The sequence below is a fragment of the Streptomyces liliifuscus genome (genome assembly GCF_016598615.1).
Lineage (GTDB): Bacteria > Actinomycetota > Actinomycetes > Streptomycetales > Streptomycetaceae > Streptomyces > Streptomyces liliifuscus.
In genome coordinates, this window is the sequence record NZ_CP066831.1 from 3,292,747 (window position 1) to 3,318,099 (window position 25,353).

Below are 25,353 nucleotides of genomic sequence, written 5' to 3' on the forward strand. Positions count from 1 at the left end.
CTGCCGAACCTCCAGGCTCCGCCGGTGACGTCTCCGGGTGAGACCGAGGAGGACAGTGGGGACATCGAGAGTGGCGCCACCATGCGGATCTCCGCTGTCGCCGTGAAGCGGGAGGTCTCGGAGCGGGAGCTCTCGGAGCGGGCCGATGCCGAAGCCGCGGCTTCGGACGAGGTCGCCGTCGACGACGACGACGCCCAGGATTCGGACGAGAACTCCGACGAGGCCTCTGACACGGGTGCCGACGCGGAGGTCGTCGAGGTGGCGTTCGGGCGCGAGTCCGATGCCGACGACGTGGACGGCGTTGACGAGGGAGCCGAGGTGGCGGCCTCCGAAGACGTGGCCGCGGCTTCCGGTCAGGCCGACGCGTCGGATGAGGTCGACACGACCGACACAACCGACGCGACCGACGAAGACAACGACGCCGTCGCGGACGACTCCGCCGGGGTCGTCGAGCTGCACCAGGTTGACGTCGACGCCGAGGACTCCGTCGACGTCAGCGATGCCGTGCCCGCGGCGGACGACGAGCCCCAGGACGCGGAGCCGAGAGATGCGGCCCCGGAGACGGCCGCGGACTCGGGCTCTGCCTCTGGCTCGGGCTCTGAGCCGGAGGATGCTCCGCCCGCGAGCCAGGCAGAGCCTCAGGACGCCGAGCCGCAAGACGCCGGGCCTCAGGATGCGGAGCCGCAGGACGCGGAGCCCCAGGACGTAGTGCCCGAGCCCGTCGCGGACGTGGCCGACGCCGTGCAGGACACGCCTCCCGCGTGGGCTCCGCCGCCGGTGCCGCAGGGCGGGCTTCCGCCGTTGCCGCCCTCGTACCAGCCTGCCGCGCCCGCTTCGGCCGCTCAGTGGCCCGCGTCCGCGGAGAGTGAGGGGGGCGGGCCGTCTGCGGCTGACGCCCCGGTTCAGCCGTCCGTACCGCCGCAGGGACAGCAGCCCTTCCAGCCGCAGGCTCCCCAGCCTTCGCCGTCGCCCTGGCCCGTCGCGCCCGGTACGCCTGCCGCGGCCGACGCTGCTTCCGCAACCGCGTCGCCCGCCGCTGACGTACCCCCGCCGGCGCCGGCCTCCGCTGCTCCGGCGGCTCCCGGGCAGCCGGGCGGCTACGGATTCCCGCAGTTCAGCGCCCCGGGCACGGCTCCGGGCCCGCAGGACAGCATTCCCCGTACGACTCCGGAGCCTCAGGACAGCGTCCCCGGTGCGGCCCCCGCGGCGCAGGCCTCTCCCGGCTTCCCGCAGCCCGGACCCACGACCGCGCCTCCGGCCCAGACTCCCGAACCGGCGCCCGCGCCCGCCCCTGCGCCCGCGCAGCAGAACCCGCCCCCGGCGCCCCAAGGCGGCTACGGATTCCCGCAGTCCGGCCCCGCTGCCGCCCAGCCCACTCCCCCGGCGCCCCAGGCACCGCGGGCGCCCCAGGACGGCTACGGCCTCCAGCAGCCGGGCCTTCCCACGCCGCCCCAGCAGCCGGCTCCGGCCCAGCCCGCTCCGGCGGCGCCGAACACCCCGGCGCAGGCTCCCGGTTACGGATTCCCGCAGCCGGGTGCTCAGGTTCAGAGCGAGCCCAGCGCGCCTGCGCAGCCGCCCGCGGGTTACGGGTTCCCCCCGCAGGGAGCCAATGCCGCGAGCACGCCCAACCCGCCCGGCCCGCAGCCCGGCGCCCAGGCACAGAGCGAGCCCAGCGCACCAGCACAGCCGCCCGCCGGTTACGGGTTCCCCCCGCAAGGCACCCCCGCCCCGAGCACACCCAACGCCCCCGGCCCGCAACCCAGTTACGGGTTCCCGCAGCCCGGCGCCGCGCCCGCCGCCAATCCCGCGGTGCCGCACGTGCCCAACCAGCCGGCCGGAGCCGACGCCGGAGCCGGAACGGGCTATGGATTCCCGCAGCCCGGGACGCCCAACCCGCCTGCCCAGCCGGGAGGTTACGGATTCCCGCAGCCGCCGGCCGCCGAGGCCCAGGCTCCCGCGCCCCAGGCGCCAGCCCCGCAGCAGGCGCCCGCGCCTCACCAGCCCGGCGCGCAGCCGCCTGCCGCTCAGCCGTTCCCCCAGCAGGGGCAGCCCCACCAGCAGCCGCCCGTACCGCACCAGCCGAACGCGGGCGCAGGCCAGCCCGGCGTACCCCAGCCGGGGGCCCAGCAGCCGCAGCACCAGGCACACCAGCCGCAGGCTCACCAGGCCCCAGCCCAACCTCAGGGCCAGGCCCAGCAGCCGCAGCACCAGCCCGGTCAGCAGGCCCCCGTCGACCCCCGTACCGGCACAGCCTGGCCGCAGCCCGTGCAGCACGATCAGCGGCAGCCGACCAATCCGGGGGCGCCGCTCGGCTACACGGCGGCCGTGGAGCTGTCGTCGGACCGGCTGCTCAACAACAAGAAGCAGAAGGCGAAGAGCGGTCGGCCCAACGCCGGTTCCTCCCGGTTCAAGCTCGGCGGGAAGAAGGAGGAGGCCGAGCGGCAGCGCAAGCTCGAACTGATCCGTACGCCGGTGCTGTCGTGCTACCGGATCGCCGTCATCAGTCTCAAGGGCGGTGTCGGCAAGACGACCACGACCACCGCGCTCGGCGCCACGCTCGCCACGGAGCGGCAGGACAAGATCCTCGCCATCGACGCCAACCCGGACGCCGGCACGCTCGGCCGCCGTGTGCGCCGGGAGACCGGGGCCACCATCCGTGACCTCGTCCAGGCGATCCCGTACCTCAACTCGTACATGGACATCCGGCGGTTCACGTCCCAGGCGCCCTCCGGTCTGGAGATCATCGCCAACGACGTCGACCCGGCCGTCTCCACGACGTTCAACGACGAGGACTACCGGCGCGCGATCGACGTGCTCGGCAAGCAGTACCCGATCATCCTCACCGACTCCGGTACGGGTCTGCTCTACAGCGCCATGCGGGGCGTACTCGACCTCGCCGACCAGCTCATCATCATCTCGACGCCGTCCGTCGACGGTGCCAGCAGCGCCAGTACGACGCTGGACTGGCTGTCGGCGCACGGGTACGCGGATCTGGTGTCGCGGTCCCTGACCGTCATCTCCGGGGTGCGCGAGACCGGCAAGATGATCAAGGTGGACGACATCGTCAGCCACTTCGAGACGCGGTGCCGGGGCGTCATCGTCGTGCCGTTCGACGAGCATCTGGCGGCCGGTGCCGAGGTCAATCTCGACATGATGCGGCCGAAGGTGCGCGAGGCGTACTTCAACCTCTCGGCGCTGGTCGCCGAGGACATCGCGCGGCACCAGCAGTCGCAGGGCCTGTGGACGTCGGACGGCAACCCGCCGCCGGTCGCCGCCCCTCCGATGCCGGGCCAGCCCCTGCCCGGCCAGCCGATGCCGGGACAGCCGATGGCGGGGCAGCCCGCGCCGGGCCAGCCGTATCCCGGTCAGATCCCCCAGCAGGGCCAGCCGCACGCGCAGCCGGGTCAGCCCTATCCGCCGCAGCAGCACCCGGGCCAGCCGTATCCGCAGCCCGGGGCCCAGCCCCCGCACGGGCACGGCGCCCCGCAGCAGCCCGGCGGCTACCCGCAGCCACCTCAGCAGCAGCACGCCCAACCCGGCCAGCACGCTCAGCCCGGCCAGCCCGGCCACCAGGGTCACCCCGGCGCCGCCCCCCAGGGCTGGCAGCCCCAGCCCGCCCCCGCCCAGCCTGGCCAGCAGCCCGGTCAGCCGGGTCAGCCCCAGCCGGGCGCCCCCTTCCAGCAGCCCCCGGCCCCGGTCGCCCCCGGCCAGCCCTTCAACCCCAACGCCCCCGCACCGGCACCGGCACCGGGCCAGCAGTTCCAGCCGGGGCAGCCCTACCAGCCCCCGCATCCGGACCAGGGCGCGCAGGACCCTCAGGCCCCCCAGGGTCAGACCCCGCCGCCTCCGCCGCCCCATCAGTAACCGGCGTCACCCGTAACCCATACGGCCGAACTCGCCGCTCCCGTTCCACTGCGAAGGGCCCGCCCCGTAACCCACGGCGCGGGCCCTTCGCGTACCCCGGACACCTCCCGGACGAGCCCCGCCCGCCGCGGCCCAAAACGCCGCCACACCAGCCACGTTCCCTGCCGCCACGCTCCGACCAGGGCCCCTTCACCGGTATGGACCAATGGCCGTGAAATCAGCGTCAACTCGTTATTTCCGCAGGCCACACGGGGTTCCCGGGCCGTTGACGGGTGCCGACCAGCGCTGATAGACACTCACATCTGCCCGGCCGCGGTCACCGGATCGAGCAGGCCAACAGCCCATCTCCGTGCGAGTGATGACGCGAGGTCAGCGACCCATGGACACACACGACCAGTACGGCGCGAGAGGCACTGTCCTCCGCCTCCTCGCGGCCGCCGGCGCTGCCGCCCTCACCCTCACGGTCGGTCTCGTGACCCCGCTCAACCCCGCGCCCCAGCAGGCCGAGGCGGACGGCAAGAAGGTGCTCACGGTCGCGGTGGCGCAGAGCGTCGACTCGCTGAGCCCGTTCCTCGCGGCGCGCCTGGTCAGTACCAGCATTCACCGGCTCACGTACGAGTACCTGACCAACTACGACCCGAAGGACAACCACGCGATCCCGGGTCTGGCCACCAAGTGGGAACCCTCCGCGGACAAGCTCACCTGGACCTACACGATCCGCGACAACTCCAAGTGGTCCGACGGCAAACAGGCCACCGCCGAGGACGCGGCGTGGACGTTCAACACGATGATGACCGACGAGGGCGCGGCCACCGCGAACGGCAGCTTCGTCGCGAACTTCGAGAAGGTCACCGCGCCGAGCCCCACGAAACTCGTCATCGAGCTGAAGAAGCCGCAGGCCACCATGGCCGCGCTGGACGTGCCGATCGTGCCCAAGCACGTCTGGGAGAAGGTCGACGACTTCTCGAAGTTCAACAACGACAAGTCCTTCCCCGTCGTCGGCAACGGCCCGTTCGTCCTGACGGGCTACAAGGCCGACAGCTACGTACGGCTGAAGCCCAACAAGTCGTTCTGGCGCGGGGCCCCGAAGTTCGACGAGCTGGTGTTCAAGTACTACAAGGACGGTGACGCGGCGGTCGCGGCCCTGCAGAAGGGCGAGGTGTCGTTCGTCTCCGGGCTCACACCCGCGCAGGCGGCGGCGCTGAAGGGTCAGGCGGACGTCACGGTCAACGACGCGCCGGGGCGTCGCTTCTACGCGCTCGCGACCAATCCGGGGGCGCAGTCGAAGGACGGCGAGAAGTTCGGTGACGGCCACGAGTCACTGCTCGACCGGAGGGTCCGCCAGGCCCTGTTCATGGCCGTCGACCGCCAGACCGTCATCGACAAGGTCTTCCAGGGCCACGCGGAGGAGGGCGAGGGCTACATCCCGCCGCGGTTCTCCACGTACTACTGGCAGCCGTCCGACGGCCAGAAGATCACGTACGACCCGGAGAAGGCGGCCCAGCTCCTCAAGGAGGCCGGCTATTCGAAGAACGGGGACGGCAAGCTCGTCGGCAAGAACGGCAAGCCGATCACCTACCGCGTCCTCTGCCACGCGACGGACCCGCAGGACAAGGCGGTCGGGAAGTACCTTCAGGAGTGGTGGGGCAAGCTCGGCATCGGCGTCGAGCTCGACTGCCGGGACAACGTGAGCGATCCCTGGCTGGCGGGTGAGTACGACCTCGCCTTCGACGGCTGGTCCGTCAACCCCGACCCCGACTTCGTCCTCTCCATCCACACCTGCTCCGCGCTCCCGGCGACGCCCAAGGACATCGGCGCGACCGACAACTTCATCTGCGACAAGAAGTTCGACGAGCTGTACGCGCAGCAGCTCGCGGAGTACGACCCCGCCAAACGGGCGGAGATCGTCAAGCGGATGGAGTCGCGGCTGTACGACACCGGGTACATGAACGTCATGGCGTACCCGAACGCGGTCGAGGCCTACCGCACCGACCAGATCGCGTCGATCACGAAGATGCCGGAGGCCGCGGGCAACATCTACGGCCAGGACGGCTACTGGAGCTGGTGGTCGGCGACTCCGGCCGCCGCCAGCGAGTCCTCCGACGACTCCAGCCAGACAGGCGTCATCATCGGCATCGTCGCGGGTGTCGTCGTCCTGGCGGGTCTCGGGGTGTTCTTCGCGATGCGCCACCGCGCCACCGCCGAGGACCGCGAGTAGCGGCCCGGTACCGCGCACAGTCAGCCAGTCGGGAGTGATCGAGAGTTGAGAACCGTTCATGACCGCTGAAGCGACACCCCCGCTGGTCGGAAAGACCGAGGGTCCGGCCTCCGCCGGACCGTCGGCCCGCCGACCACGGGCGAGCGCCACCGCCGGATATCCGCGGTACGTGGCGGGCAAGCTGGGCGGCGCGGCCGTCTCGCTGCTCGCCGTCCTCGTCACGAGTTTCTTCCTCTTCCGGCTGATCCCCGGCGACCCGGTGAAGTTCATGACCGGCGGACGCCAGGTCTCGGCCGAGCAACTCGCCGCCTACCGGCGGGAGTTCGGGCTCGACCTGCCCATGTGGGAGCAGTTCACGGACTACTGCGGCAAGGCGCTGACCGGCGATCTCGGCACGTCGTACCAGTTCCGGGCGCCCGTCCTCGACAAGATCACCGAGGCCCTGCCGAACACGCTGCTGCTCACCGGCACCTCGTTCGTGCTCTACACCGTGCTCGGCGTCTTCCTCGGCACACGGGCGGCCTGGCGCAACGGCGGGCTCGGCGACCGGATCAACACCGGGCTCGCGCTGACCCTCTACTCCATCCCGTCGTTCTGGCTGGGACTGCTGCTGATCATCGTCTTCGCGGTGGGCATCGGGCCGATCCCCGGTCTCTTCCCGACGGGCGGCATGGAGTCCGGCGACGAACAGGGTTTCGCGTACGTTCTCGATGTCGCCCATCATCTGGTCCTGCCCGTGGTGACACTGGTCGCGGTCGAGTACGGGCAGACGCTGCTCGTCACACGCTCGGCGCTGCTCGACGAGATGGGCAGCGACTATCTGACGACCGCGCGGGCCAAGGGCCTGCGGGACGATCTCGTACGCCGTCGCCATGCCGTGCCGAACGCGCTGCTGCCGACGATGACGCTGATCTTCATCAACCTCGGCCGGACCGTCGCGGGCGTGATCCTGGTCGAGACGGTCTTCTCCTGGCCGGGCCTCGGCGGGCTCTTCTACCAGGCGCTGAGCGTGCCCGATCTGCCACTGGTGCAGGGGCTGTTCTTCGTCTTCGCCGCCGCGGTGATCGTGATGAACACGCTCGCCGACCTGATCTATCCGCTGCTCGACCCCAGGGTGGGCCGATGACGACGACGGACCCGGACGAGCCGATGGCCGCCGAGGCGCCTCCCCCGGTGGCTCCCTCCGAAGCCCCCTCGCCCCCGAAAGCGGGGCCCCGCGCCCTCGCGTGGCAGCGCCGCCGCCGCTCCGCCGCCCGATTCTGGCAGCGGTACCGCACTCATCGCGCGGGCGTCCTCGGTCTGGCCGCCCTCACTCTCTTCGCGCTGATCGCGCTCACCGCGCCGCTGACCGTCGGCTCCGACGTGCAGAGCGTGACGAACGCGCCGGGACGGCCCATGGAGAGCCCGAGCGCCGAATTCCCGCTCGGCACCGACCAGTTCGGGCGCAGTCTGCTCGGGCTCGTGGTGTGGGGATCGCGGGTCTCACTGCTGGTCGGGCTGCTGGCGGCCGTCCTCTCGGTCGCGATCGGCGCGCTGATCGGCATCACCGCCGGGCACTTCCGGGGCTGGTTCGCGACGGTGATGATGCGGATCACGGACTGGTTCCTGGTCATGCCGACGCTGGTCCTCGCGATCGCGCTCGCGACCGTGATGTCCCGCTCGCTCGGCACGATCATCCTGGCGATCGGCGTCACGACCTGGCCGACGACGGCACGGCTCGTGCGCGCGCAGACCCTCGCCGTGGAGTCCCGGCCGTACATCGAGCGTGCCAAGGCTCTCGGCGGCGGCCACTGGCACGTCATGTCCCGTCACGTCCTGCCCAACGTCATGCCCCTGGTCCTGGCGCAGACGACCCTGATCATCTCCTCCGCGATCCTCGCCGAGGCGACCCTCGCCTTCCTCGGCCTCGGCGACCCGACGGTCGTCTCCTGGGGCGGTCTGCTCCAGGACGCACGCGAGGCGGGCGCGGTCAGCGCCGGGAAGTGGTGGTACCTCGTGCCGCCGGGCATCGCCATCGCCGTCGTGGCCCTCGCCTTCACCCTGTGCGGGCGCGCGGTCGAATCCGTCCTCAACCCCAAGCTGGGGGTGACCCTTTGAGCACATCGACCGCGCAACCCCTGCTGGACGTACGGGACCTGGAGGTGACGTACGCCGGAGGAGCGGCCGCCGTGCGCGGGGTGAACCTCACCGTGAACGCGGGCCAGAAGCTCGGCATCGCGGGCGAGTCGGGCTGCGGCAAGTCCACTCTGGCGCTCGCGCTGCTGCGACTGCTGCCGTCCGGCACCCGGGTGACCGGGGAGATCCTCCTGGACGGCGAGGACGTACTGACCATGAAGTGGGGGCGGGTACGGGCGGTCCGCTGGGCCGGTGCCTCGATCGTGTTCCAGGGCGCGATGCACTCCCTCAACGCCGTGCACCGCGTCGGCGACCAGATCGCCGAGCCGATCCTGCTGCACAGGAAAGCGACCCCGGCGGGCGCGCGGAAGAAGGCCGGCGAACTCCTGGAGCACGTGGGGCTTCCGGCGGCGCGGGCCTCCGCGTATCCGCACGAACTGTCCGGCGGCCAGCGCCAGCGCGTGATGATCGCCATGGCCCTGGCCTGCGACCCCCGCCTGGTCATCGCCGACGAGCCGACGACCGCACTCGACGTGATGATCCAGGCGCAGATCCTGCGACTGATCCAACAACTGGTCTCCGAGCAGGAGTTGGGGCTCATGATGATCAGCCACGACCTGGCGGTCCTGTCCGACACCTGCGACCGGCTCGCGGTGATGTACGCCGGGCGGGTGGTGGAGGAGGGTCCGGCCCGGCAGGTGTACGAGGACGCCCAACACCCGTACGGGCAGGCGCTGTCGGCTGCCTTCCCGCGGATCGGGGACGCCGGTTCGCGGTTCGCGCCGCGCGGGCTGCCCGGTGACCCACCGGATCCCGCGGCCCTCCCGAGCGGCTGTACGTTCCATCCGCGGTGCGCGGTGGCACTGGACTCGTGTGCCGCGGAGGACCAGGCGCTGCGGCCTGCGGCACCGGATCGCCGGGCGGCCTGCGTACATGTGGGACCCGTGGCCGTGCCGGAAGAAGCGAGGAGCACCTGATGACGACGGCCGCGGCGGTCTCTCCGCTGCCCTCAGCCCCCTCCGCTCCCCTGCTGAGCGCCGAGGGCCTGCACGTCACGTTCCCCGCCCGGCGCGGCGACGCCGACCGGGCGCGGGCCGTCGACGGAGTGGACCTCGACATCCGGGCCGGTGAGATCGTCGCCCTCGTCGGTGAGTCGGGCTGCGGAAAGACGACCCTGGCGCGCTCGCTGCTCGGTCTCGTCCCGCCGACCGCGGGCCGCGTCACCTTCGCGGGCCGCCCTCTCGACTACTCCTCGCGCGCGCTCAAGGCGTACCGCAAACGCGTCCAACTGGTCCTCCAGGACCCGAGCGGCTCGCTCAACCCCCGGCACACGGTGTACGACGCGGTGGCCGAGGGCCTGCGCATCCACCGGTACGGGGGCGACGAGCGCGAGGCGGTCTCAATGGCCCTCTCCCGGGCGGGACTTCGCCCCCCTGAGCGCTTCTTCCTGCGCTACCCGCACGAGCTCTCGGGCGGCCAGCGCCAGCGTGTCGTCATCGCGGGCGCGCTGGTCCTGAACCCCGAACTCATCGTCGCCGACGAGCCGGTGGCCTCCCTGGACGCATCGGTACGCGGCGAGATCCTGGCCCTGCTCCTGCGACTGCGCTCCGAACTGGGCCTGTCCGCCCTGGTGGTGACGCACGACCTGGGCCTCGCGTGGAACATCGCGGACCGGGTCGCGGTGATGTACCTGGGCCGGATCGTAGAGACGGGAGCCGTGGAGGACGTCCTGACGACCCCTCAGCACCCGTACACCCAGGCCCTGTTGTCGGTCCTGCCCGAAGCCCCCGGCGATCCGGTCGTCCTCACCGGCGAGCCCCCCGACCCCTCCCGCATCCCCACCGGCTGCCGTTTCCACGCCCGCTGCCAGATCCTGGCAACGGGCGAGGCAGAACGCGCAGGCGTCGCGGACGCATGCAGAGGGCAGGACCTACCGGTACTGGACGGGGGAGGCGGGGCACAGGTGGCGTGCCACTGGGCGCCCCGTTAGGGGCGCGGGGAACTGCGCGACAAGCCACAACGAACCCGCAGCCGACCACCCGCCGGCGGGACGCCTACAGCCCGCCGTCGTACGCCGAAATCAGCTCCCGCGACCGCTTGACGTCGTCGGAGATCGCTTCCAGCAACGCCTCGATGGACTCGAACTTCGCCTGCCCCCGCACAAAGGCGAGAAAGTCCACAGCCACATGCAGCCCGTACAGATCAAGCCCCACCCGATCGATGGCGTACGCCTCCACCGTGCGCTCGGTCCCGTCGAACTGCGGATTCGTACCGACGGAGATCGCCGCCGGCATCGCCTCGCCCTGCGCGTGCAGCCAGCCGGCGTAGACGCCGTCGGCGGGGATCGCGGTGTGCGGGAGGGTCTCGACGTTGGCCGTGGGGAAGCCCAGCTCGCGGCCCCGCTGAGCGCCGCGCACGACGATGCCCTCGACGCGGTGCGGGCGCCCGAGGATCTCGCGCGCGCCTTCGACATCGCCCTCGGCGACCAGTCGCCGGGTCATCGTGGAGGAGAAGGGCTCGCCGCCGCCGGCTTCACCGGTCACGTAGAGATCCACCACCTCGACCTCGAAGTCGTACGTCTTGCCCTGCTCGGCGAGGAAGGCGACGTTGCCCGCGGCCTTGTGGCCGAAGCGGAAGTTGGGGCCCTCGACGACGGCCTTGGCGTGCAGCTTGTCGACCAGGACCTTCACCACGAAGTCGGCGGGCGACAGCTTCGAGAACTCGGTGGTGAAGGGCAGGATGAGCAGCGCGTCGACGCCCAGCTCGGCCATCAGCTCGGCGCGGCGGTGGTGCGGGGCGAGCAGGGGCGGGTGGCTGCCGGGGCGCACGACCTCGCTGGGGTGCGGGTCGAAGGTGACGACCACTGACGGGACGCCCAGCTCACGCGCCCGTTCCACGGCATGCGTGATGATCAACTGGTGCCCGCGGTGGACCCCGTCGTACGAGCCGATGGTGACGACGCTGCGCCCCCAGTCCTGGGGGATGTCCTCCAAGCCACGCCAGCGCTGCACTGTGACCGCTCCTCGTCGAACCTGTGTCCGTGTCTGCCTCATTACGCAGCTCTAAGAGTGCCATGCCGGGTCCGCGCGGCCCGCATCGGCATGGGGCGCTGTGACAGGGGGCACGTGGTGGCCGCGGAGCACCCGCGGTCACACCGGAACCCGTGCCCCCGTCAGGTTCTCGATCATGCGCCGTGTGCTGGGGCCGACCAGGATGGACCAGTCCTCGGGAGCGTCGGTGAGCCAGCCGGCGACCAGGGCGGCGAAGCCGGGAATCCGGCGGCTCTGGTCGAGAAGGGCACGGTCGAAGACGGTGGCGCCGTCCGGGGTGCGGACGAGCATGAGGCCCGCGCTGTGGACCAGCGCGCGGGTGTGCTCCTCACCGCCGCGGGACACGCTGCGGGCCGCGCCCTCCGCGGCGGCCCGTACGAGCGCGTCGAGCACCACCGGGTCGTGCTCGCGTGTCAGCAGCAGGTCCAGGAACTCGCAGCGCAGTGGGTGCGCCACGGGCGTGCCGGGTGCCGCGAACACCTTGGCGAGCGCGGCCCGCAGCTGCGGCCTGCCCCCGTCGAGCAGCCCGGTGACCAGGGGATACAGCACGGAACGGGCGGCTGGACCGTGCTCGAGCCGCCGGTCGACGTACGCCGCCACATGCGCGGCCGCTTCCGGACGCCGCTCCACGACATCGCGTACGAGCGCGGCGACGCGGCGGGCCGGCGCGGGTGTGGTGACCTCGGCGAGCGTGCGCAGCGCCTCGCCCGTGTCGGGCTCGCGCAGCCGGTCGCCGAACGCGGCGAGAACCGGTTCCGGATGCGTCGCCAGCGCCGCCACCAGCGCGCTCGCGGGCAGCCGTGGGTCGCCCGCCCTGAAGCGCGCGAGAGCCCCCGGGAGATGGCGGGCCCGGGTGTGCGGATCGCGTACGAGGAGCGCCAGTGCGGCCCCGTGCAGGGTGCAGTCGCCGGGGCGGGCGAGCAGGAAGAGAGCGGCGTAGCGCAGCAGCTCGCGGTCCGCCTCGGTGCGTACGTGCGACGCGGCCCGCAGTCCGTGGGTCATGGCCGCCGCCCGGCGGGCCGGCCGCTCGTCGTGCGTCCAGCGGTCGACCGCCCGGCACACCGCGGACGGCTCCTCCTCCGCGAGGACGGCAAGGAGCTCGTCGGCGCGCGGGTGCGCACTCTCGGCCAGGGCCTCCGTGAGGTCGTCCAGGGCTCGGCGCCGATGCGTGTGGAGAAGGGCCTGGGCGGCGGTCGCGACGGTGGCGTCGGGGGTCGCGGGCAGCGGGCGCTCGTCGTCGAACCAGTGGGTCAGGTGGGGCTGAGCGGCGGCCGGGTCGGCGGCGAGCAGCCCGGACACGGCGTCCAGGTAACGGAGTTCGGTGGCCGGAGGTGCCTCGTCCGCCACGACGAGCCGCCTCAGCAGATCGAAGCGGTGCGCCTCCGGCAGCGGCAGCCGGGTCCAGAAAACAGGCCCGAACTCCCCCGGCACGGCCCGCCCTTCGGCCCGCCACGTCACCACCCGCTCGGCGAGGTGCCGCAGCACTCCGACGTACGGGGTCGCGTCGGGGACCCGGAGCAGTACGCCACTGAGGAGGCGGGTGGCCCACCAGGCCCCCGTGTCCGTCGGCTCAAGTTCGTCGACCGCTCGAAGCAGTTCACGCAGCCGGAGGGTGAGGTCGGCGTCCCCTTGTTGACGCGGCAGGAGGAGCAGGGCCTGGAGGACGGGACCGATGCGGTGACGGGGTACGGGGGGAGGCTCGGGCTCGTATCGGAACTCCGGCTCGTACCGGGAGTCCGGTTCGTACTGGGAGTCCGGTTCGTACTGGGAGTCCGGTTCGTACCGGGACTCGGGCTCGTACCGGGACTCGGGCTCGTACCGGGACTCGGGCTCATCCCGATGTTCGTGGTGCACCAGCGCCCGGAGTGCCGTGTCGAGGTCGAGGTGTATGCCCTGGATCCAGTCGGCCAGCTCCTCGTGGGCGAAGCGGTAGCCGTCCCCGGCGGGCACGAGGAGGCCCTCCGTGAGGACCGCGGAGGCCCACCCGGTACAGCCGCCGAGCCGTCGGTCGGGCACCGGCCCCCACGGGAACACGGACTCGAACGCCGCCCGGTCCAACTCCCCCTGCCCCGGCCCCAGACAGCGCCGCGCGGCCGCGTGCACCTGCCCGGAGACCCTGGCCGCGAGCCGCCGTACGGCCCTACCGCGCAGCCCGTTCGCCGCCGCGAGCCGTACGGCCACCCGCAGACACATCAGATCGAGGTACGCGGCGAAAACGTCGTCCCGCCCTGCAGGCCCGACCGGCCCGACTGGCTCGGCCGGCTCGGCCCCCTCGTCCGAGGCGGTAGGCAGCGACATCGCGGCCCGTACCTCCGACAGCAGTCGCAGCATCAGCGGATGGCGGGCGTCGGGGCCGTCCAGGGCTCCCTCCGGCACGCCGTACCGCGCCCTGGCCCGCCGTGCCTCGCTCTCGTCCAGGTCCCCGAGCCGTACACAGGCGGGCAGCCCGCCGGGCGCCTCGCCTCCGCCCCGCTCGGCCCCGTACAGCAGCTCGCGCGGGAACTCCGCCCCCGCTCGCTCCCAGTACTCGGCCCGGCAGGCCACGACGAGACGGGCCCCGTGCGCCCGCAGCCACTCGGCGGTACCCTCGGTCCACTCGGGCAGCCGGTTCGCGAGAGCCGTCGGCATCTCCTCGGGGCTGTCGAGGAGGAGCAGGAGGGGGCGACCGGCGTCCCGGGCAAGACGGGCCAGCCGCTCGGGCCCGATGTCACCGAGCTCACCGCCCGAGGACGCGGGCTCCGGCGAAAGGGCCCATGCACCCGCTGCCCCGGCCTCCTCGGCACTGCTGGAGGCCGAGACCGAGGTCGAGGTCGATGCGGGGGCCGGAGCCGAGGTCGATGCCGAGGCCGTGGTCGCGGTCGGTGCCGTGCTCACGGTCGCAGTCGATGCCGTTGCTGAGGCAGAGGCCGCCACGATCCGCCCCGCCCGCTCCAGCGCCCTCCTCGCCGCGTCGGCCACCGATGAGTCGGCGTCCAGCAGGTCGGCGCCGCGCAGCCACAGTGTCGGGGCCGGTTCCGCACCCCGGTCGCGCCGGGCGGCGAGGGCCGCCAGTTCCGTCGTACGGCCGCTTCCGGGAGCCCCGACGAGCCCCAGAACGGCGTACGGACCTTCACCGAAGGCGCTGAACTCCCGTACCGCATCGGCTCGTTCGACGGGATCGACCCCACCGGAGCCCGGCGGCGCCTCGACGGTGGCGGCCAGCTCCAGCACGCCCGCCAGATTGAGGTCGTCCCCGTACGCGGGGACCGTCGCCGCGTTGCGGGCCAGCAGTTCGGCGAGCGCACCACCGGCGCCAGAACCAGAACCCGAGCCGGAGGCCGCCGGTCCCGCGGACAGCGGCACTGCGAAGCCCCCCACCCGTCGCCCGGAGTGGAGTGCCGTTCCCAGCACGGCGACGACCGCACCGGTGGCCGCGTCGACCACCGGTCCCCCGGCCGCCCCGCCCCCGAGCCGCAGCGCATCGCTTCCCGCCGTGCCGATCGCCAGCTCCAGGACGTCGTCGAGGAGATGAAAGCGGTCGGTCGCCGTGTACGTCACGGCGGACGTGCCCAGCACCCGGGCCTCGCGCCAGCCACCCGCGGCGATACGGACGTACGTGCCGCTCTCCACGGAGTCCCGGACGGTGATCGGGAGGGGGTCGAGGCCGAGACCATCCGAGCCGAGGCCGTCCGAGCCGAGAGCATCCGAGCCGAGACCATCCGTGTGGAGCCCCTTCGTGTGGATCAGGGCGAGGTCCAGGGACGGAAAGGGGGTGACCGAGTCGGCCGTCACCAGGCAGGTGCGGTCCCCAGGGGCCTGCAGGACGAGACGGGCGAGCCCGTCGACCGCCTCGTGGCTGGTGATCACCGTGCCCCGGTGGTCGGCGACGAACCCGGTGCCGCGCGGCCGCCCGGCGAGATCACTGATCCGCACCAGAGCCCGGTCCGCGGCTTCGACCACCGCTTCGGCCGGGTGCGCTGCTTCGGCGGCGTACCCCGCGTCAGCCGCGTGCGCCGCCTCGGGTGCGTGCCGGGCAGCGTCCGGCAACTGATGACGGCCCCCGGTCCGCGGGCCCCGTCCCGCCATGCTCGAACCTCCCCGCCGCGCGCGTCGCCCGGTGCCACCGACGCCTCGTCTCCGACGGTAGGCGCGAGGTGATCGGGTGCGACAGATCGCGAGCCGAACGAGCCCCCTTCCGCTCCCCCGGTTCACTCCGAGCGCCTGCCCGGACGGGTGAATGGACGAGGTCGGATGGATACACCCTTGGGTGGGGGAACCGAGGGGGACAGTGGAGCGGCGCACACAGGAATCCCCGTGAACGCCGCTCCACGACGAATCCGGCCGGCCGGCGACCCACACGGGTCAGCCGAACACCGCCAGGCTCTTCGCCTTGCCCTTCTGCTCCTCCACCAGTGCCAGGAAGCGCCCCTCGGGATCGAACACCCCGACGGCCCCGGCCCCTGCGTACTCCTCGGGCATCTCCAGCCGCACACCGTTCGTCAGCAGCTGCCCGCGCTTGGCGTCCACGTTCCAGCGGGGGAACGCGGCAGCGGCCGCCTCCGCCATCGGCATCACGGTCAGCTCCTCCTGGAGCTGGTCGAGGGTGCGGGCGGAGTCGAGCTTGTACGGGCCGACGCGGGTGCGCCTCAGCGCCGTCAGATGGCCGCCGACGCCCAGGTCGGCACCCAGGTCACGGGCGAGCGCGCGGATGTACGTACCGGACGAGCACACGACCGAGACGACCAGGTCCAGGACGGGCGTACCGTCCTCGGCGACCGCGTCCCGGATGTCGTACACGGCGAACGACGAGATCCGTACCGGACGGGCCGGGATCTCGAAGTCCTCGCCGTCGCGTGCCCGCTTGTACGAGCGCACGCCGTCGATCTTGATGGCGCTGACCTTGGACGGCACCTGCATGATGTCGCCGCTGAGCTTGGCGACACCGGCGTCGACGGCGTCCCGGGCGACCTTGGAGGCGTCCGTGGACGAGGTGATGTCACCCTCGGCGTCGTCGGTCAGGGTGTTCTGCCCGAGCCGGATCGTGCCGAGGTACTCCTTCTCGGTCAGCGCGAGGTGTCCGAGGAGCTTGGTCGCCTTCTCGACGCCGAGGACGAGCACGCCCGTCGCCATGGGGTCGAGGGTGCCCGCGTGTCCGACGCGGCGGGTCTTCGCGATCCCGCGCATCTTGGCGACCACGTCGTGCGAAGTGAAGCCCGACGGCTTGTCCACGATGACAAGGCCGTCGGGCGTCTTCTGCTTCTGCGTCATTCCGCGGCGTCGCCGTCCGTCTCGTCGTCCTCGCCCGGCTTCTTGTACGGGTCCGCTTCACCGGCGAAGGTGGCGCCGGCCGAGACCTCGCGCACCTTCGCGTCCGAGGCCCGTGCCTTGTCGAGCAGGTCCTCGATGGTCTTGGCGGTGTCCGGCAGGGCGTCCGCCACGAAGGTGAGGGTCGGCGTGAACTTCACACCGGCGGCCGCACCCACGGCCGAGCGGAGCACGCCCTTGGCGCTCTCCAGGCCCGCGGCGGCCTCCGCGCGCTCCTCGTCGTCCCCGTACACCGTGTAGAAGACGGTCGCCTCCCGGAGGTCCCCGGTGACCCGGGTGTCCGTGATGGTCACATGCGAACCGAGCCGCGGGTCCTTGATCCCGCGCTGCAGCTTCTGGGCCACCACCTCTCGGATGAGGTCCGCCAGCTTCTTCGCCCGCGCGTTGTCGGCCACTGGTCCGTCTCCCTCTTGTTTCTTGCTGTTCTGTGTACGGCCGATCCTTGTCGCCGCACGCTGCATACGCTCAGTCGTCGTCTTCGCCGTGGAACCGCCGTCTCACCGACAGCAGCTCCACCTCGGGACGGCCGGCGACCAGACGCTCGCAGTGGTCCAGTACGTCGGTCAGGTGCCCCGCGTCCGCCGACACCACCGCCAGGCCGATGCCGGCCCTCCGGTGGAGGTCCAGGTGGTCGACCTCCGCCGCGCTCACGGCGTACTTCCGCTGGAGTTCGGCCACGATGGGGCGGACGACGGAGCGTTTCTCCTTCAGTGACCGTACGTCGCCGAGGAGCAGATCGAAGGACAGAGTCCCCACGTACATATGTGTCCGGATGTCCCGCCGGTACGGGGTAGATGGCCCGGCCAAGCTCTTGGCGGGACATCAGAACGGTACAACGAACGACCGCCCCCACTCGACGGAGTTTCGCCCCCGCCGCCCCTACCCGTTCCCGTCACTACTCGGGGGCCGGCCCCCGAACCCCCGCTCCTCAAACGCCGGAGAGGCTGAAATACCTCAGGGGCGCGGGGAACTGCGCAACGGGGGTTCGGGGGCGGAGCCCCGAGTAGGCACGGGAACGGGTAGGGGAGGCGGGGGCGAAAACCCCGCGGGGGCCGGTCGACGAGGACGTGTCCTCGTCGGCCAACCCCACACGGTTCAAGCACCCGCCGCGGGCTACGACCGCGGCTTCTCGCGCATCTCGTACGTCGCGATGACGTCGTCGATCTTGATGTCGTTGAAGTTTCCGAGGTTGATACCGCCCTCGAAGCCTTCGCGGATCTCGGTGACGTCGTCCTTGAAGCGGCGCAGACCGGAGATGGTGAGGCTCTCCGCGATGACCTTGCCATCGCGCAGCAACCGCGCCTTGGTGTTGCGCTTGACCTCGCCGGAGCGGACCAGCACACCGGCGATGTTGCCCAGCTTGGACGAGCGGAAGACCTCGCGGATCTCCGCCGTACCGAGCTCGACCTCTTCGTACTCCGGCTTGAGCATGCCCTTGAGGGCTGCCTCGATCTCCTCGATGGCCTGGTAGATCACCGAGTAGTAGCGGACGTCGACGCCCTCGCGCTCGGCCATCTGCGCCGCGCGGCCCGCAGCGCGGACGTTGAAGCCGATGACGATCGCGTCGGAGCCGGTCGCCAGGTCGATGTCCGACTCGGTGACCGCACCCACGCCGCGGTGCAGGACGCGGATGTCGACCTCTTCGCCGACGTCGAGCTGGAGCAGCGAGGACTCGAGAGCCTCCACCGAACCGGACGCGTCGCCCTTGATGATGAGGTTGAGTTCCTGCACCAGACCGGCCTTGAGCGCCTCGTCCAGGTTCTCCAGGGAGAACCGGACTCCACGCCGGGCGAAGTTGGCGTTGCGCTCGCGCGCCGCGCGCTTCTCGGCGATCTGACGCGCCGTGCGGTCCTCGTCGACGACCAGGAAGTTGTCGCCGGCGCCCGGGACGTTGGTGAGACCCAGGACCAGGACGGGGGTCGACGGACCCGCTTCCTCGACGTTGTTGCCGTTGTCGTCGAGCATCGCCCGGACACGGCCGTACGCGTCGCCGACCACCATCGTGTCGCCGATGCGCAGCGTGCCGCGCTGGACCAGGACCGTCGAGACGGCACCGCGGCCACGGTCGAGGTGGGACTCGATCGCAATACCCTGCGCGTCCTGCTCCGGGTTGGCCCGCAGGTCGAGCGAGGCGTCCGCGGTGAGGACCACGGCCTCCAGCAGGCTCTCGATGTTGAGGCCCTGCTTGGCGGAGATGTCGACGAACATCGTGTCGCCGCCGTACTCCTCGGCCACCAGACCGAACTCGGTGAGCTGACCGCGCACCTTGGTCGGGTCGGCACCCTCGACGTCGATCTTGTTGACCGCGACCACGATCGGCACCTCGGCCGCCTTGGCGTGGTTCAGCGCCTCGATCGTCTGGGGCATCACACCGTCGTTGGCCGCCACCACGAGGATCGCGATGTCGGTCGACTTGGCACCACGGGCACGCATGGCGGTGAACGCCTCGTGACCCGGGGTGTCGATGAAGGTGATCCTGCGCTCTTCGCCGTTGACCTCGGTCGCGACCTGGTAGGCACCGATGTGCTGCGTGATGCCACCGGCCTCGCCCGCGACGACGTTCGTCTTGCGGATGGTGTCGAGGAGGCGGGTCTTACCGTGGTCGACGTGACCCATGACGGTCACGACCGGCGGACGCGCGACGAGGAACTCCTCGCCACCCTCGTCCTCGCCGAACTCGATGTCGAAGGACTCGAGCAGCTCGCGGTCCTCCTCCTCGGGGCTGACGATCTCGAGGACGAAGTTCATCTCGTCCGCGAGGAGCTTCAGCGTCTCGTCGGAGACGGACTGCGTGGCAGTGACCATCTCGCCGAGGTTCATCATCACGCCGACGAGCGACGCCGGGTTGGCGTTGATCTTCTCGGCGAAGTCGGTGAGCGAGGCACCGCGCGACAGACGGACGGACTGTCCGTTGCCACGAGGCAGCATGACGCCGCCGACCGACGGGGCCTGCATGGCCTCGTACTCCTGGCGCCTCTGCCGCTTCGACTTGCGGCCACGACGCGCGGGACCGCCGGGACGACCGAAGGCGCCCTGCGTGCCACCACGGCCACCCGGACCACCGGGACGACCACCGAAGCCGGGACGACCGCCGCCGCCACCGCCGGGACCACCCGGACGGCCGGCGAAACCGCCGCCACCGCCACCGGGACCACCGGGACGACCTGCGAAACCGCCACCGCCGCCACCGGGACCACCGGGACGACCTGCGAAGCCGCCGCCACCCGGACGACCGCCGCCACCGCCACCGCCGGGACGACCGCCGCCGCCGGGGCCGCGGCCACCGGGGCCACCGCCGCCGGGACGCGGGGTACCGGCAGCGGGACGCTGCGGCATCATGCCGGGGTTCGGACGGTTGCCACCGGGGCCGCCGCCGGGACGCGGAGCGCCACCGGGACCACCCTGCGGACGAGGCATGCCGCCCGGGCTCGGACGGTTGCCACCGGGGCCGCCGCCGGGACGCGGAGCGCCACCGGGACCACCCTGCGGACGGGGACCACGGTCCTGGCCCGCGCCCTGGGGACGTGAGCCGCCCGGGGCACCGGCACCGGCACCGGGGCCGCCGGGACGCGGGGCACCGCCCGGACGGGGCGCCTGCGGGCGCGCCATGCCGGTGGAGCCACCAGAGGTGAACGGGTTGTTGCCCGGACGGGGACCGGCGGGACGACCACCGGGACGCGTGCCCTGGCCGCCGGGACGCGGAGCGCCCTGACGGTCGCCACGGTCACCGCGCTCGCCGCGGCCCTGACCGGGACCACCCTGACCGCCCTGTGCGGGGCCGGCCGGACGGACACCGGGCTTCGGGGCACCGGGACGGGCACCGCTCGGACGGGGACCCGCGGCCGGAGCCGCGGGGGCCGCCGGAGCGGCGGGAGCCGCCGGGGGTGCCGTGAACTCGGGCGCGGCCGGAGCCGGGGACGCCGGAGCGGGCTTCGGCGCCGGCGCCGGGGGCTTGGGACCCGGAGTCGGACGCGGGCCTGCGGCCGGAGCCGCCGGGGACGCGGGTGTCTCCGCAGCGGCCGGCTTCGGGGCCGGCGGGCGCGGCGCTGCCGGACCCGGACGGGCGGCCTGCGCCGGAGAAGGCGCGCCGGGCCTGGCGGGCGCGGCCTTGCGCGGGGCGGGCTTGCCGCCGCCGTTGCCCTGCTGCAGGGCATCGGTCAGCTTGCGTACTACGGGCGCCTCGATCGTCGAGGACGCCGAACGGACAAATTCACCGAGTTCTTGGAGCTTGGCCATGACGACCTTGCTCTCCACCCCGAACTCCTTGGCGAGTTCGTATACCCGGACCTTAGCCACTTCGCTCCTTTTAGGTCCGGGTTGCGTCCGGACCGTCGCTACTTCATGGGCGTACTCATCGCGTGCTCATCGAGTGCTCATCGCAATCTCGACCTACTTCCAACTCGCGGGGTACCAGGGCCGCACGGGGTTCCGTGCGACACGTTTTACGGTGTTGCCTGCTCAGCAACTGTCTGTCTGCTCGACGTACAGGCGCAACGCCTTTGTGTCGAGCGGACCCGGGGCACGCAGCGCCCTCGTGAACGCCCGGCGGCGGACCGCCAGGTCGAGACAGACGAGGGCGGGGTGTACATACGCACCCCGGCCGGGCAGCGTACCGCGAGGATCGGGGACGCATTCGCCCTCGGCCGCCACGGTGCGCAGCAGATCGATCTTGGCCGCTCGCTCCCGGCACCCCACACAGGTGCGCTCAGGGCATGCACGGGCACGCGTCCGGCCAGACACTCTTAAGTCTACCTCCCCGCACCGACCTCACCCCTTTGGGGCAAGAACCGAACGGTTGTTGTCGTAATCCAACCGTCACACGGCGTGATCTATTCCCGATCTTGCCGTTGACGCCCCGGACCTGGGGCTGTTTCGCCTCAGTCCTGCTTCTCGGCGGGCTGCTCGGTGTCCGGACGGATGTCGATGCGCCAGCCGGTCAGACGGGCGGCGAGCCGGGCGTTCTGCCCTTCCTTGCCGATCGCCAGGGACAGCTGGTAGTCGGGGACCGTCACTCGCGCGGAGCGGGCCGCGAGGTCGACGACCTCGACCTTGGAGACCCGGGCCGGGGACAGCGCGTTCGCCACCATCTCCGCCGGGTCGTCCGACCAGTCGACGATGTCGATCTTCTCGCCGTTCAGCTCGGCCATCACGTTGCGCACGCGGCCGCCCATGGGGCCGATGCAGGCGCCCTTGGCGTTCAGCCCTGACCGGGTGGACCGGACGGCGATCTTCGTGCGATGGCCGGCCTCGCGGGCGATCGCGGCGATCTCGACCGAGCCGTCGGCGATCTCGGGCACCTCGAGGGCGAAGAGCTTCTTCACCAGGTTGGGGTGCGTGCGGGAGAGGGTCACGGAGGGACCGCGTACGCCCTTCGCCACCCGCACGACGTACGACCGCAGCCGCAGGCCGTGCGTGTAGGTCTCACCGGGGACCTGCTCCTGCACCGGCAGGATGGCCTCCAGCTTGCCGATGTCGACGAGCACGTTCTTCGGGTCACGGCCCTGCTGGACGACACCGGTGACGATGTCGCCGTCGCGGCCCGCGTACTCGCCGAGCGTCGCGTCGTCCTCCGCGTCCCGCAGGCGCTGCAGGATGACCTGCTTGGCGGTGGTGGCGGCGATCCGGCCGAAGTCGGACGGGGTGTCGTCGAACTCGCGCGCCCCCTGACCCTCCTCCAGGTCCTCGGCGTCCTCCTTCGCCCACACGGTCACATGACCGGTCTCCCGGTCGAGCTTGACGCGCGCGTGGCGGCGGCTTCCCTCGGTGCGGTGGTAGGCGATGAGGAGGGCCGACTCGATCGCCTCGACCAGCAGGTCGAAGGAGATCTCCTTCTCCCGCACCAAGCCCCGCAGGGCACTCATGTCGATGTCCACGGCTACGCCTCCTCCTCTTCCTTCATGTCTGCGTCGTTCTCGTTGGACTTGCGGTTGAACTCGACCTGGACGCGCGCCTTGTCGATGTTCTCGAAGGCGATCCTGCGGGCGGTGGCCTTGCGTCCCTTGACGCCGGGCACCTCCAGGTCGATCCCGTCCTCGTCCACCGTCAGGATCCGGGCGACCAGTTCGTCGCCGCTCGTCAGCTGGAATCTCACCAGGCGGTCCGTGGCGCGTACGTAGTGACGGTGTTCCTTGAGCTCGCGCTCGGCACCGGGGGTTCCCACTTCGAGGGTGTACTCGCCCTGGCCCATCGCGTCGGTCTCGTCGAGCTTCGCCGAGAGCGCGCGGCTCACATCGGCGATCGCGTCCAGATCGGCTCCCTCGTCGGAGTCGACCACGACGCGCAGCACACGCTTGCGTCCTACCGAGTCCACCTCGATCTCCTCGAGATCGAGTCCCTGGGAGCTGACGAGCGGTTCCAGGAGCTCTCGAAGCCTCTCGCTCTGGGTGGTGCTCATCCGGGTGACTCCTCGGCCGCGTGTGCTGTTGTGGGTAGGTCGCGTGTCAGGTCAAAGGGTATCCGGTCCCAAGGGGTGTTGCCGTCCACCGTGGCCCGCCCGACGGCGGGACGGCGCCGCTGGTGGGTGCGGCGGCGGTACACGGGTACCGTGATCACGGGCCTGCCGCCCTTCCGTTCGTACGAGCCCTCCGAGGACGTCTGCCGTGCCGTTCACCCTGCCGTCGCGCATCCCCTCGGGGCCGCGCCGAAGGAGCCTGTTCGCCGGGGCCGCCGGTGTCGGCGCCGCGCTGCTCACGGGCTGTTCCTCCTCCGACTCCTCCGAGACCACCAAGGGGAGCACGTCCGCCGCCGAGCGGGCACGCGCGCGTGCGGCCCTCGACAGCGAGCGGCTCGCGGAGCGGTACGAGGCCGTGCTCGCCGTGCATCCCGCGCTGGCCGGGCGGCTGTCGCCGCTGCGGGCGGAGGTCGTACGGCACGCGGAGGCGTTCGGCGGAGGCAGGAAGGCCTCCGGGAGTGCGTCGCCGAGTGCTTCCGCCGATCCGTCCGAGGCGCCTTCCCCCGGCCCGTCCGCCGAGGTGCCGGCCGTGGAGAAGGACGCCCTCGCCGAACTCGCCACGGCCGAGCGGACGCTGGCGGACCGGCGTACGAAGGCGCTCCTCGACGTGCCGGGAGAGCTGGCGCGGCTGCTGGCCTCGGTGGCTGCGGCCGGTGCGGTGCACGCGTTTCTGCTGACGGAGGGCGAGAAGTGAGCGGTTCCGGAAGGGCCGGAGAAGCAGACCGGAAGGCCAAGGCGCCGGCGGAGCTGACGGCCGTGCAGGCCGCGCTCGCGGCCGAACACGCCGCCGTGTACGGCTACGGGGTCGTGGGCGGGAAGATCGGCGAGGCCCGGCGCGGCGAGGCCCGGGCGGCGTACGACGCGCACCGGGCCAGGCGGGACGAACTGGGGCGGGCGGTGCGCGACCTGCGGGGGAAGCCCCGGCCCGCGGCGGCCGCGTACGCGCTGCCGTTCCCGGTGACGGACGCGGAGTCTGCCGTGCGGCTCGCCGCCGAGCTGGAGGACCGGGTGGCCGGGGTGTACTCCGACCTGGTCCGTGCCTCGGAGGGCGACCGGCGCCGGGCGGCGGCCGAGGCGCTGCGGGACGCGGCGGTGCGGGCGGTGCGCTGGCGGGGCGAGAGCGTACCCTTCCCTGGGCTCGCGGAGCGGTCGGCCCGGTCCACCGCGTCGGCGGCACCGCCGTCGTAACGCGTACAGGAAGGAAACGACTCGCGCATGGCTTTCGAACCGCCGCGGCGTCTGGTCAAGGCGCTCGGCGAGACGGCACCGAGCGGTGACGACTGGCTGGAGAAGCTGCCCGAGGCGGCTCAGCAGGCCGTCGCGCTACGCGAGTTGACCGTGGAGCGCGTTCAGGTGCCCGGTGGGCGCAGCAGCCTGGTGGTGCTTGTGCGGCTGCCGGACGACACCCCCGCCGTCCTGAAACTCGCGCCCGGCCGGGCCCGTCCGGAGAGCGAGCGGGCCGCGCTCGCGCACTGGGACGGCCTGGGCGCGGTACGGCTCCTGGAGCCGGCCGGTGCCGAGGGTGTGCTGCTCCTTGAACGGCTGCACCCCGATGTGTCGGTGCGTTCGCTGGCCGAGGCCAAGTCGATGCTGGAGGCGGCGGGAGCGCTGCGTCGCCTGTGGGTCGAGCCGCCGGCCGGGACCGTCTTCGAGACGGTCGCCGAGCGGACCGGGCGGCAGGCCGAGGCGATGCGGGCCGGAGCGGACGCGGAGGCGGCGCCGCTGGTCGACGCGGCCCTGGCGGTGCGCGACGAACTGCTGGCCTCCCCGCCCGAGGCCCGCCTGCTGCACGGCACCTTCCGGCAGAGCAAGGTGCTGGCCGGCGAGCGCAGCCCCTGGCTGGCCGTGGGGCCCGACCCCGTCGTCGGCGAGTGCGCCTTCGACCTGGCCCGGCTGGTCCGTGACCGGGTCGAGGACCTGATCGCCTCTCCCTCCGGTTCCGCCATCACCCGCCGCCGGGTGAAGCGCCTCGCGGAGTCCCTGGACCTGGACCAGGAGCGGCTGCGCGGCTGGACCCTGTTCCGGGCCGTGGAGTCGGGCGTACGGGCTCGGCGGGTGGGCCGGTCCCAGGACGCGGAGCTGTTGCTGGAGTTCGCGAGCTGGCTGTAGGGGTCGGCGGTTCGGCGCAGGCCACTTCGTTCAGGCCGCCGCGAGTCTGAGGGCCAGGACCGGGCAGTCCGCCGCCGCTCTGCGGGCGCGTCTCAGGGTTCGGGCGGGGACGGGGCGCGCGTCGACGAGCGGGTAGCCCCATTCGTCGAGGGTGACGTGTTCGGGGAGGAGTTCGGCGCAGAGGCCGTGGGCCCGGCAGGACGTCCAGTCGATGTCGAGGTGCTGGGGCAACTGGTCCATGT

Annotated in this window: 19 protein-coding genes; 9 read left to right on the forward strand and 10 right to left on the reverse strand. The window is 72.1% G+C overall.

All coding sequences use genetic code 11. The features are described 5' to 3' along the window. The first annotated feature begins 24 nt into the window (after positions 1-24). The 6 genes from JEQ17_RS13820 (at position 25) to JEQ17_RS13845 (ending at position 10,187) form a co-directional block, all read left to right on the forward strand. Complete coding sequence (locus JEQ17_RS13820) at positions 25-3,864, forward strand: AAA family ATPase (protein WP_407700149.1); 3,840 nt, start codon at positions 25-27, stop codon at positions 3,862-3,864. Positions 3,865-4,243: 379 nt separating this feature from the next. Next, the gene (locus JEQ17_RS13825; RefSeq protein WP_200395546.1) at positions 4,244-6,082 is read left to right on the forward strand and encodes an ABC transporter substrate-binding protein; all 1,839 of its coding nucleotides are present in this window, start codon (positions 4,244-4,246) and stop codon (positions 6,080-6,082) included. 58 nt (positions 6,083-6,140) lie between these two features. Then, the gene (locus JEQ17_RS13830; protein ID WP_200395547.1) at positions 6,141-7,208 is read left to right on the forward strand and encodes an ABC transporter permease; all 1,068 of its coding nucleotides are present in this window, start codon (positions 6,141-6,143) and stop codon (positions 7,206-7,208) included. Between the two features lie 23 nt (positions 7,209-7,231). Continuing rightward, positions 7,232-8,179 carry an ABC transporter permease gene (locus JEQ17_RS13835; RefSeq protein ID WP_200401478.1) on the forward strand — a complete coding sequence of 316 codons (948 nt, stop codon included), beginning with the start codon at positions 7,232-7,234 and terminating at the stop codon, positions 8,177-8,179. Beyond that, positions 8,176-9,174 (forward strand): ABC transporter ATP-binding protein, encoded by a 999-nt coding sequence (locus tag JEQ17_RS13840; RefSeq protein WP_234048192.1) that lies wholly within the window; start codon positions 8,176-8,178, stop codon positions 9,172-9,174. The genes JEQ17_RS13835 and JEQ17_RS13840 overlap by 4 nt, the downstream gene beginning before the upstream one ends. Beyond that, positions 9,174-10,187, forward strand: coding sequence for an ABC transporter ATP-binding protein (locus JEQ17_RS13845; protein WP_200395548.1), 1,014 nt, complete (start codon positions 9,174-9,176; stop codon positions 10,185-10,187). The genes JEQ17_RS13840 and JEQ17_RS13845 overlap by 1 nt, the downstream gene beginning before the upstream one ends. A gap of 64 nt (positions 10,188-10,251) precedes the next feature. Here the strand turns inward: JEQ17_RS13845 and JEQ17_RS13850 are convergent, their stop codons facing one another. The 9 genes from JEQ17_RS13850 to rimP all read right to left on the reverse strand — a co-directional run bounded on the left by JEQ17_RS13850 (position 10,252) and on the right by rimP (position 22,945). After that, entirely contained in the window at positions 10,252-11,208 is a 957-nt protein-coding gene (locus tag JEQ17_RS13850; RefSeq protein WP_200395549.1) for a bifunctional riboflavin kinase/FAD synthetase, read from the reverse strand. Between the two features lie 138 nt (positions 11,209-11,346). Continuing rightward, positions 11,347-15,312 carry a serine protease gene (locus JEQ17_RS13855; RefSeq protein WP_234048193.1) on the reverse strand — a complete coding sequence of 1,322 codons (3,966 nt, stop codon included), beginning with the start codon at positions 15,310-15,312 and terminating at the stop codon, positions 11,347-11,349. Between the two features lie 276 nt (positions 15,313-15,588). Next, positions 15,589-16,494 (reverse strand): tRNA pseudouridine(55) synthase TruB, encoded by a 906-nt coding sequence (truB, locus tag JEQ17_RS13860; protein ID WP_200395550.1) that lies wholly within the window; start codon positions 16,492-16,494, stop codon positions 15,589-15,591. Then, positions 16,491-16,946, reverse strand: coding sequence for a 30S ribosome-binding factor RbfA (gene rbfA / locus JEQ17_RS13865; RefSeq protein ID WP_189845206.1), 456 nt, complete (start codon positions 16,944-16,946; stop codon positions 16,491-16,493). Before rbfA ends, truB begins: the two co-directional genes overlap by 4 nt. Positions 16,947-17,016: 70 nt before the next feature. Then, a complete protein-coding gene (locus JEQ17_RS13870; RefSeq protein WP_055616319.1) occupies positions 17,017-17,313 on the reverse strand; it encodes a DUF503 domain-containing protein in 297 nt (98 codons plus the stop codon). Between the two features lie 351 nt (positions 17,314-17,664). Next, the gene (infB, locus tag JEQ17_RS13875; RefSeq protein ID WP_200395551.1) at positions 17,665-20,847 is read right to left on the reverse strand and encodes a translation initiation factor IF-2; all 3,183 of its coding nucleotides are present in this window, start codon (positions 20,845-20,847) and stop codon (positions 17,665-17,667) included. Between the two features lie 162 nt (positions 20,848-21,009). Beyond that, entirely contained in the window at positions 21,010-21,291 is a 282-nt protein-coding gene (locus tag JEQ17_RS13880; protein ID WP_200395552.1) for a YlxR family protein, read from the reverse strand. Between the two features lie 137 nt (positions 21,292-21,428). Beyond that, a complete protein-coding gene (gene nusA, locus JEQ17_RS13885; RefSeq protein ID WP_200395553.1) occupies positions 21,429-22,424 on the reverse strand; it encodes a transcription termination factor NusA in 996 nt (331 codons plus the stop codon). 2 nt (positions 22,425-22,426) lie between these two features. Next, a complete protein-coding gene (gene rimP / locus JEQ17_RS13890) occupies positions 22,427-22,945 on the reverse strand; it encodes a ribosome maturation factor RimP (protein WP_200395554.1) in 519 nt (172 codons plus the stop codon). A gap of 205 nt (positions 22,946-23,150) precedes the next feature. Between rimP and JEQ17_RS13895 the strand changes: the two genes are divergently transcribed. The 3 genes from JEQ17_RS13895 to JEQ17_RS13905 are packed head-to-tail and all read left to right on the forward strand — an operon-like array spanning position 23,151 to position 25,111. Then, complete coding sequence (locus JEQ17_RS13895) at positions 23,151-23,696, forward strand: hypothetical protein (RefSeq protein WP_200395555.1); 546 nt, start codon at positions 23,151-23,153, stop codon at positions 23,694-23,696. Further along, positions 23,693-24,190: a ferritin-like domain-containing protein gene (locus tag JEQ17_RS13900; RefSeq protein ID WP_200395556.1), complete on the forward strand. Its 498-nt coding sequence runs from the start codon at positions 23,693-23,695 to the stop codon at positions 24,188-24,190. Before JEQ17_RS13895 ends, JEQ17_RS13900 begins: the two co-directional genes overlap by 4 nt. A 27-nt stretch (positions 24,191-24,217) precedes the next feature. Next, positions 24,218-25,111 (forward strand): aminoglycoside phosphotransferase family protein, encoded by an 894-nt coding sequence (locus tag JEQ17_RS13905; RefSeq protein ID WP_200395557.1) that lies wholly within the window; start codon positions 24,218-24,220, stop codon positions 25,109-25,111. Between the two features lie 30 nt (positions 25,112-25,141). Here the strand turns inward: JEQ17_RS13905 and JEQ17_RS13910 are convergent, their stop codons facing one another. Beyond that, positions 25,142-25,351, reverse strand: a complete 210-nt coding sequence (locus JEQ17_RS13910; RefSeq protein ID WP_200395558.1) for a ferredoxin — start codon at positions 25,349-25,351, stop codon at positions 25,142-25,144. Positions 25,352-25,353: the final 2 nt, after the last annotated feature.

Coding starts and splice junctions, on each gene's coding strand:
- JEQ17_RS13845 (WP_200395548.1), top strand. CDS start 9,174: ATGACGACGGCCGCGGCGGTCTCTCCGCTGCCCTCAGCCCCCTCCGCT.
- JEQ17_RS13910 (WP_200395558.1), bottom strand. CDS start 25,351: ATGGACCAGTTGCCCCAGCACCTCGACATCGACTGGACGTCCTGCCGG.
- JEQ17_RS13855 (WP_234048193.1), bottom strand. CDS start 15,312: ATGGCGGGACGGGGCCCGCGGACCGGGGGCCGTCATCAGTTGCCGGAC.
- JEQ17_RS13825 (WP_200395546.1), top strand. CDS start 4,244: ATGGACACACACGACCAGTACGGCGCGAGAGGCACTGTCCTCCGCCTC.
- rimP (WP_200395554.1), bottom strand. CDS start 22,945: ATGAGCACCACCCAGAGCGAGAGGCTTCGAGAGCTCCTGGAACCGCTC.
- JEQ17_RS13905 (WP_200395557.1), top strand. CDS start 24,218: ATGGCTTTCGAACCGCCGCGGCGTCTGGTCAAGGCGCTCGGCGAGACG.
- truB (WP_200395550.1), bottom strand. CDS start 16,494: ATGACGCAGAAGCAGAAGACGCCCGACGGCCTTGTCATCGTGGACAAG.
- JEQ17_RS13830 (WP_200395547.1), top strand. CDS start 6,141: ATGACCGCTGAAGCGACACCCCCGCTGGTCGGAAAGACCGAGGGTCCG.
- JEQ17_RS13870 (WP_055616319.1), bottom strand. CDS start 17,313: ATGTACGTGGGGACTCTGTCCTTCGATCTGCTCCTCGGCGACGTACGG.
- JEQ17_RS13835 (WP_200401478.1), top strand. CDS start 7,232: ATGGCCGCCGAGGCGCCTCCCCCGGTGGCTCCCTCCGAAGCCCCCTCG.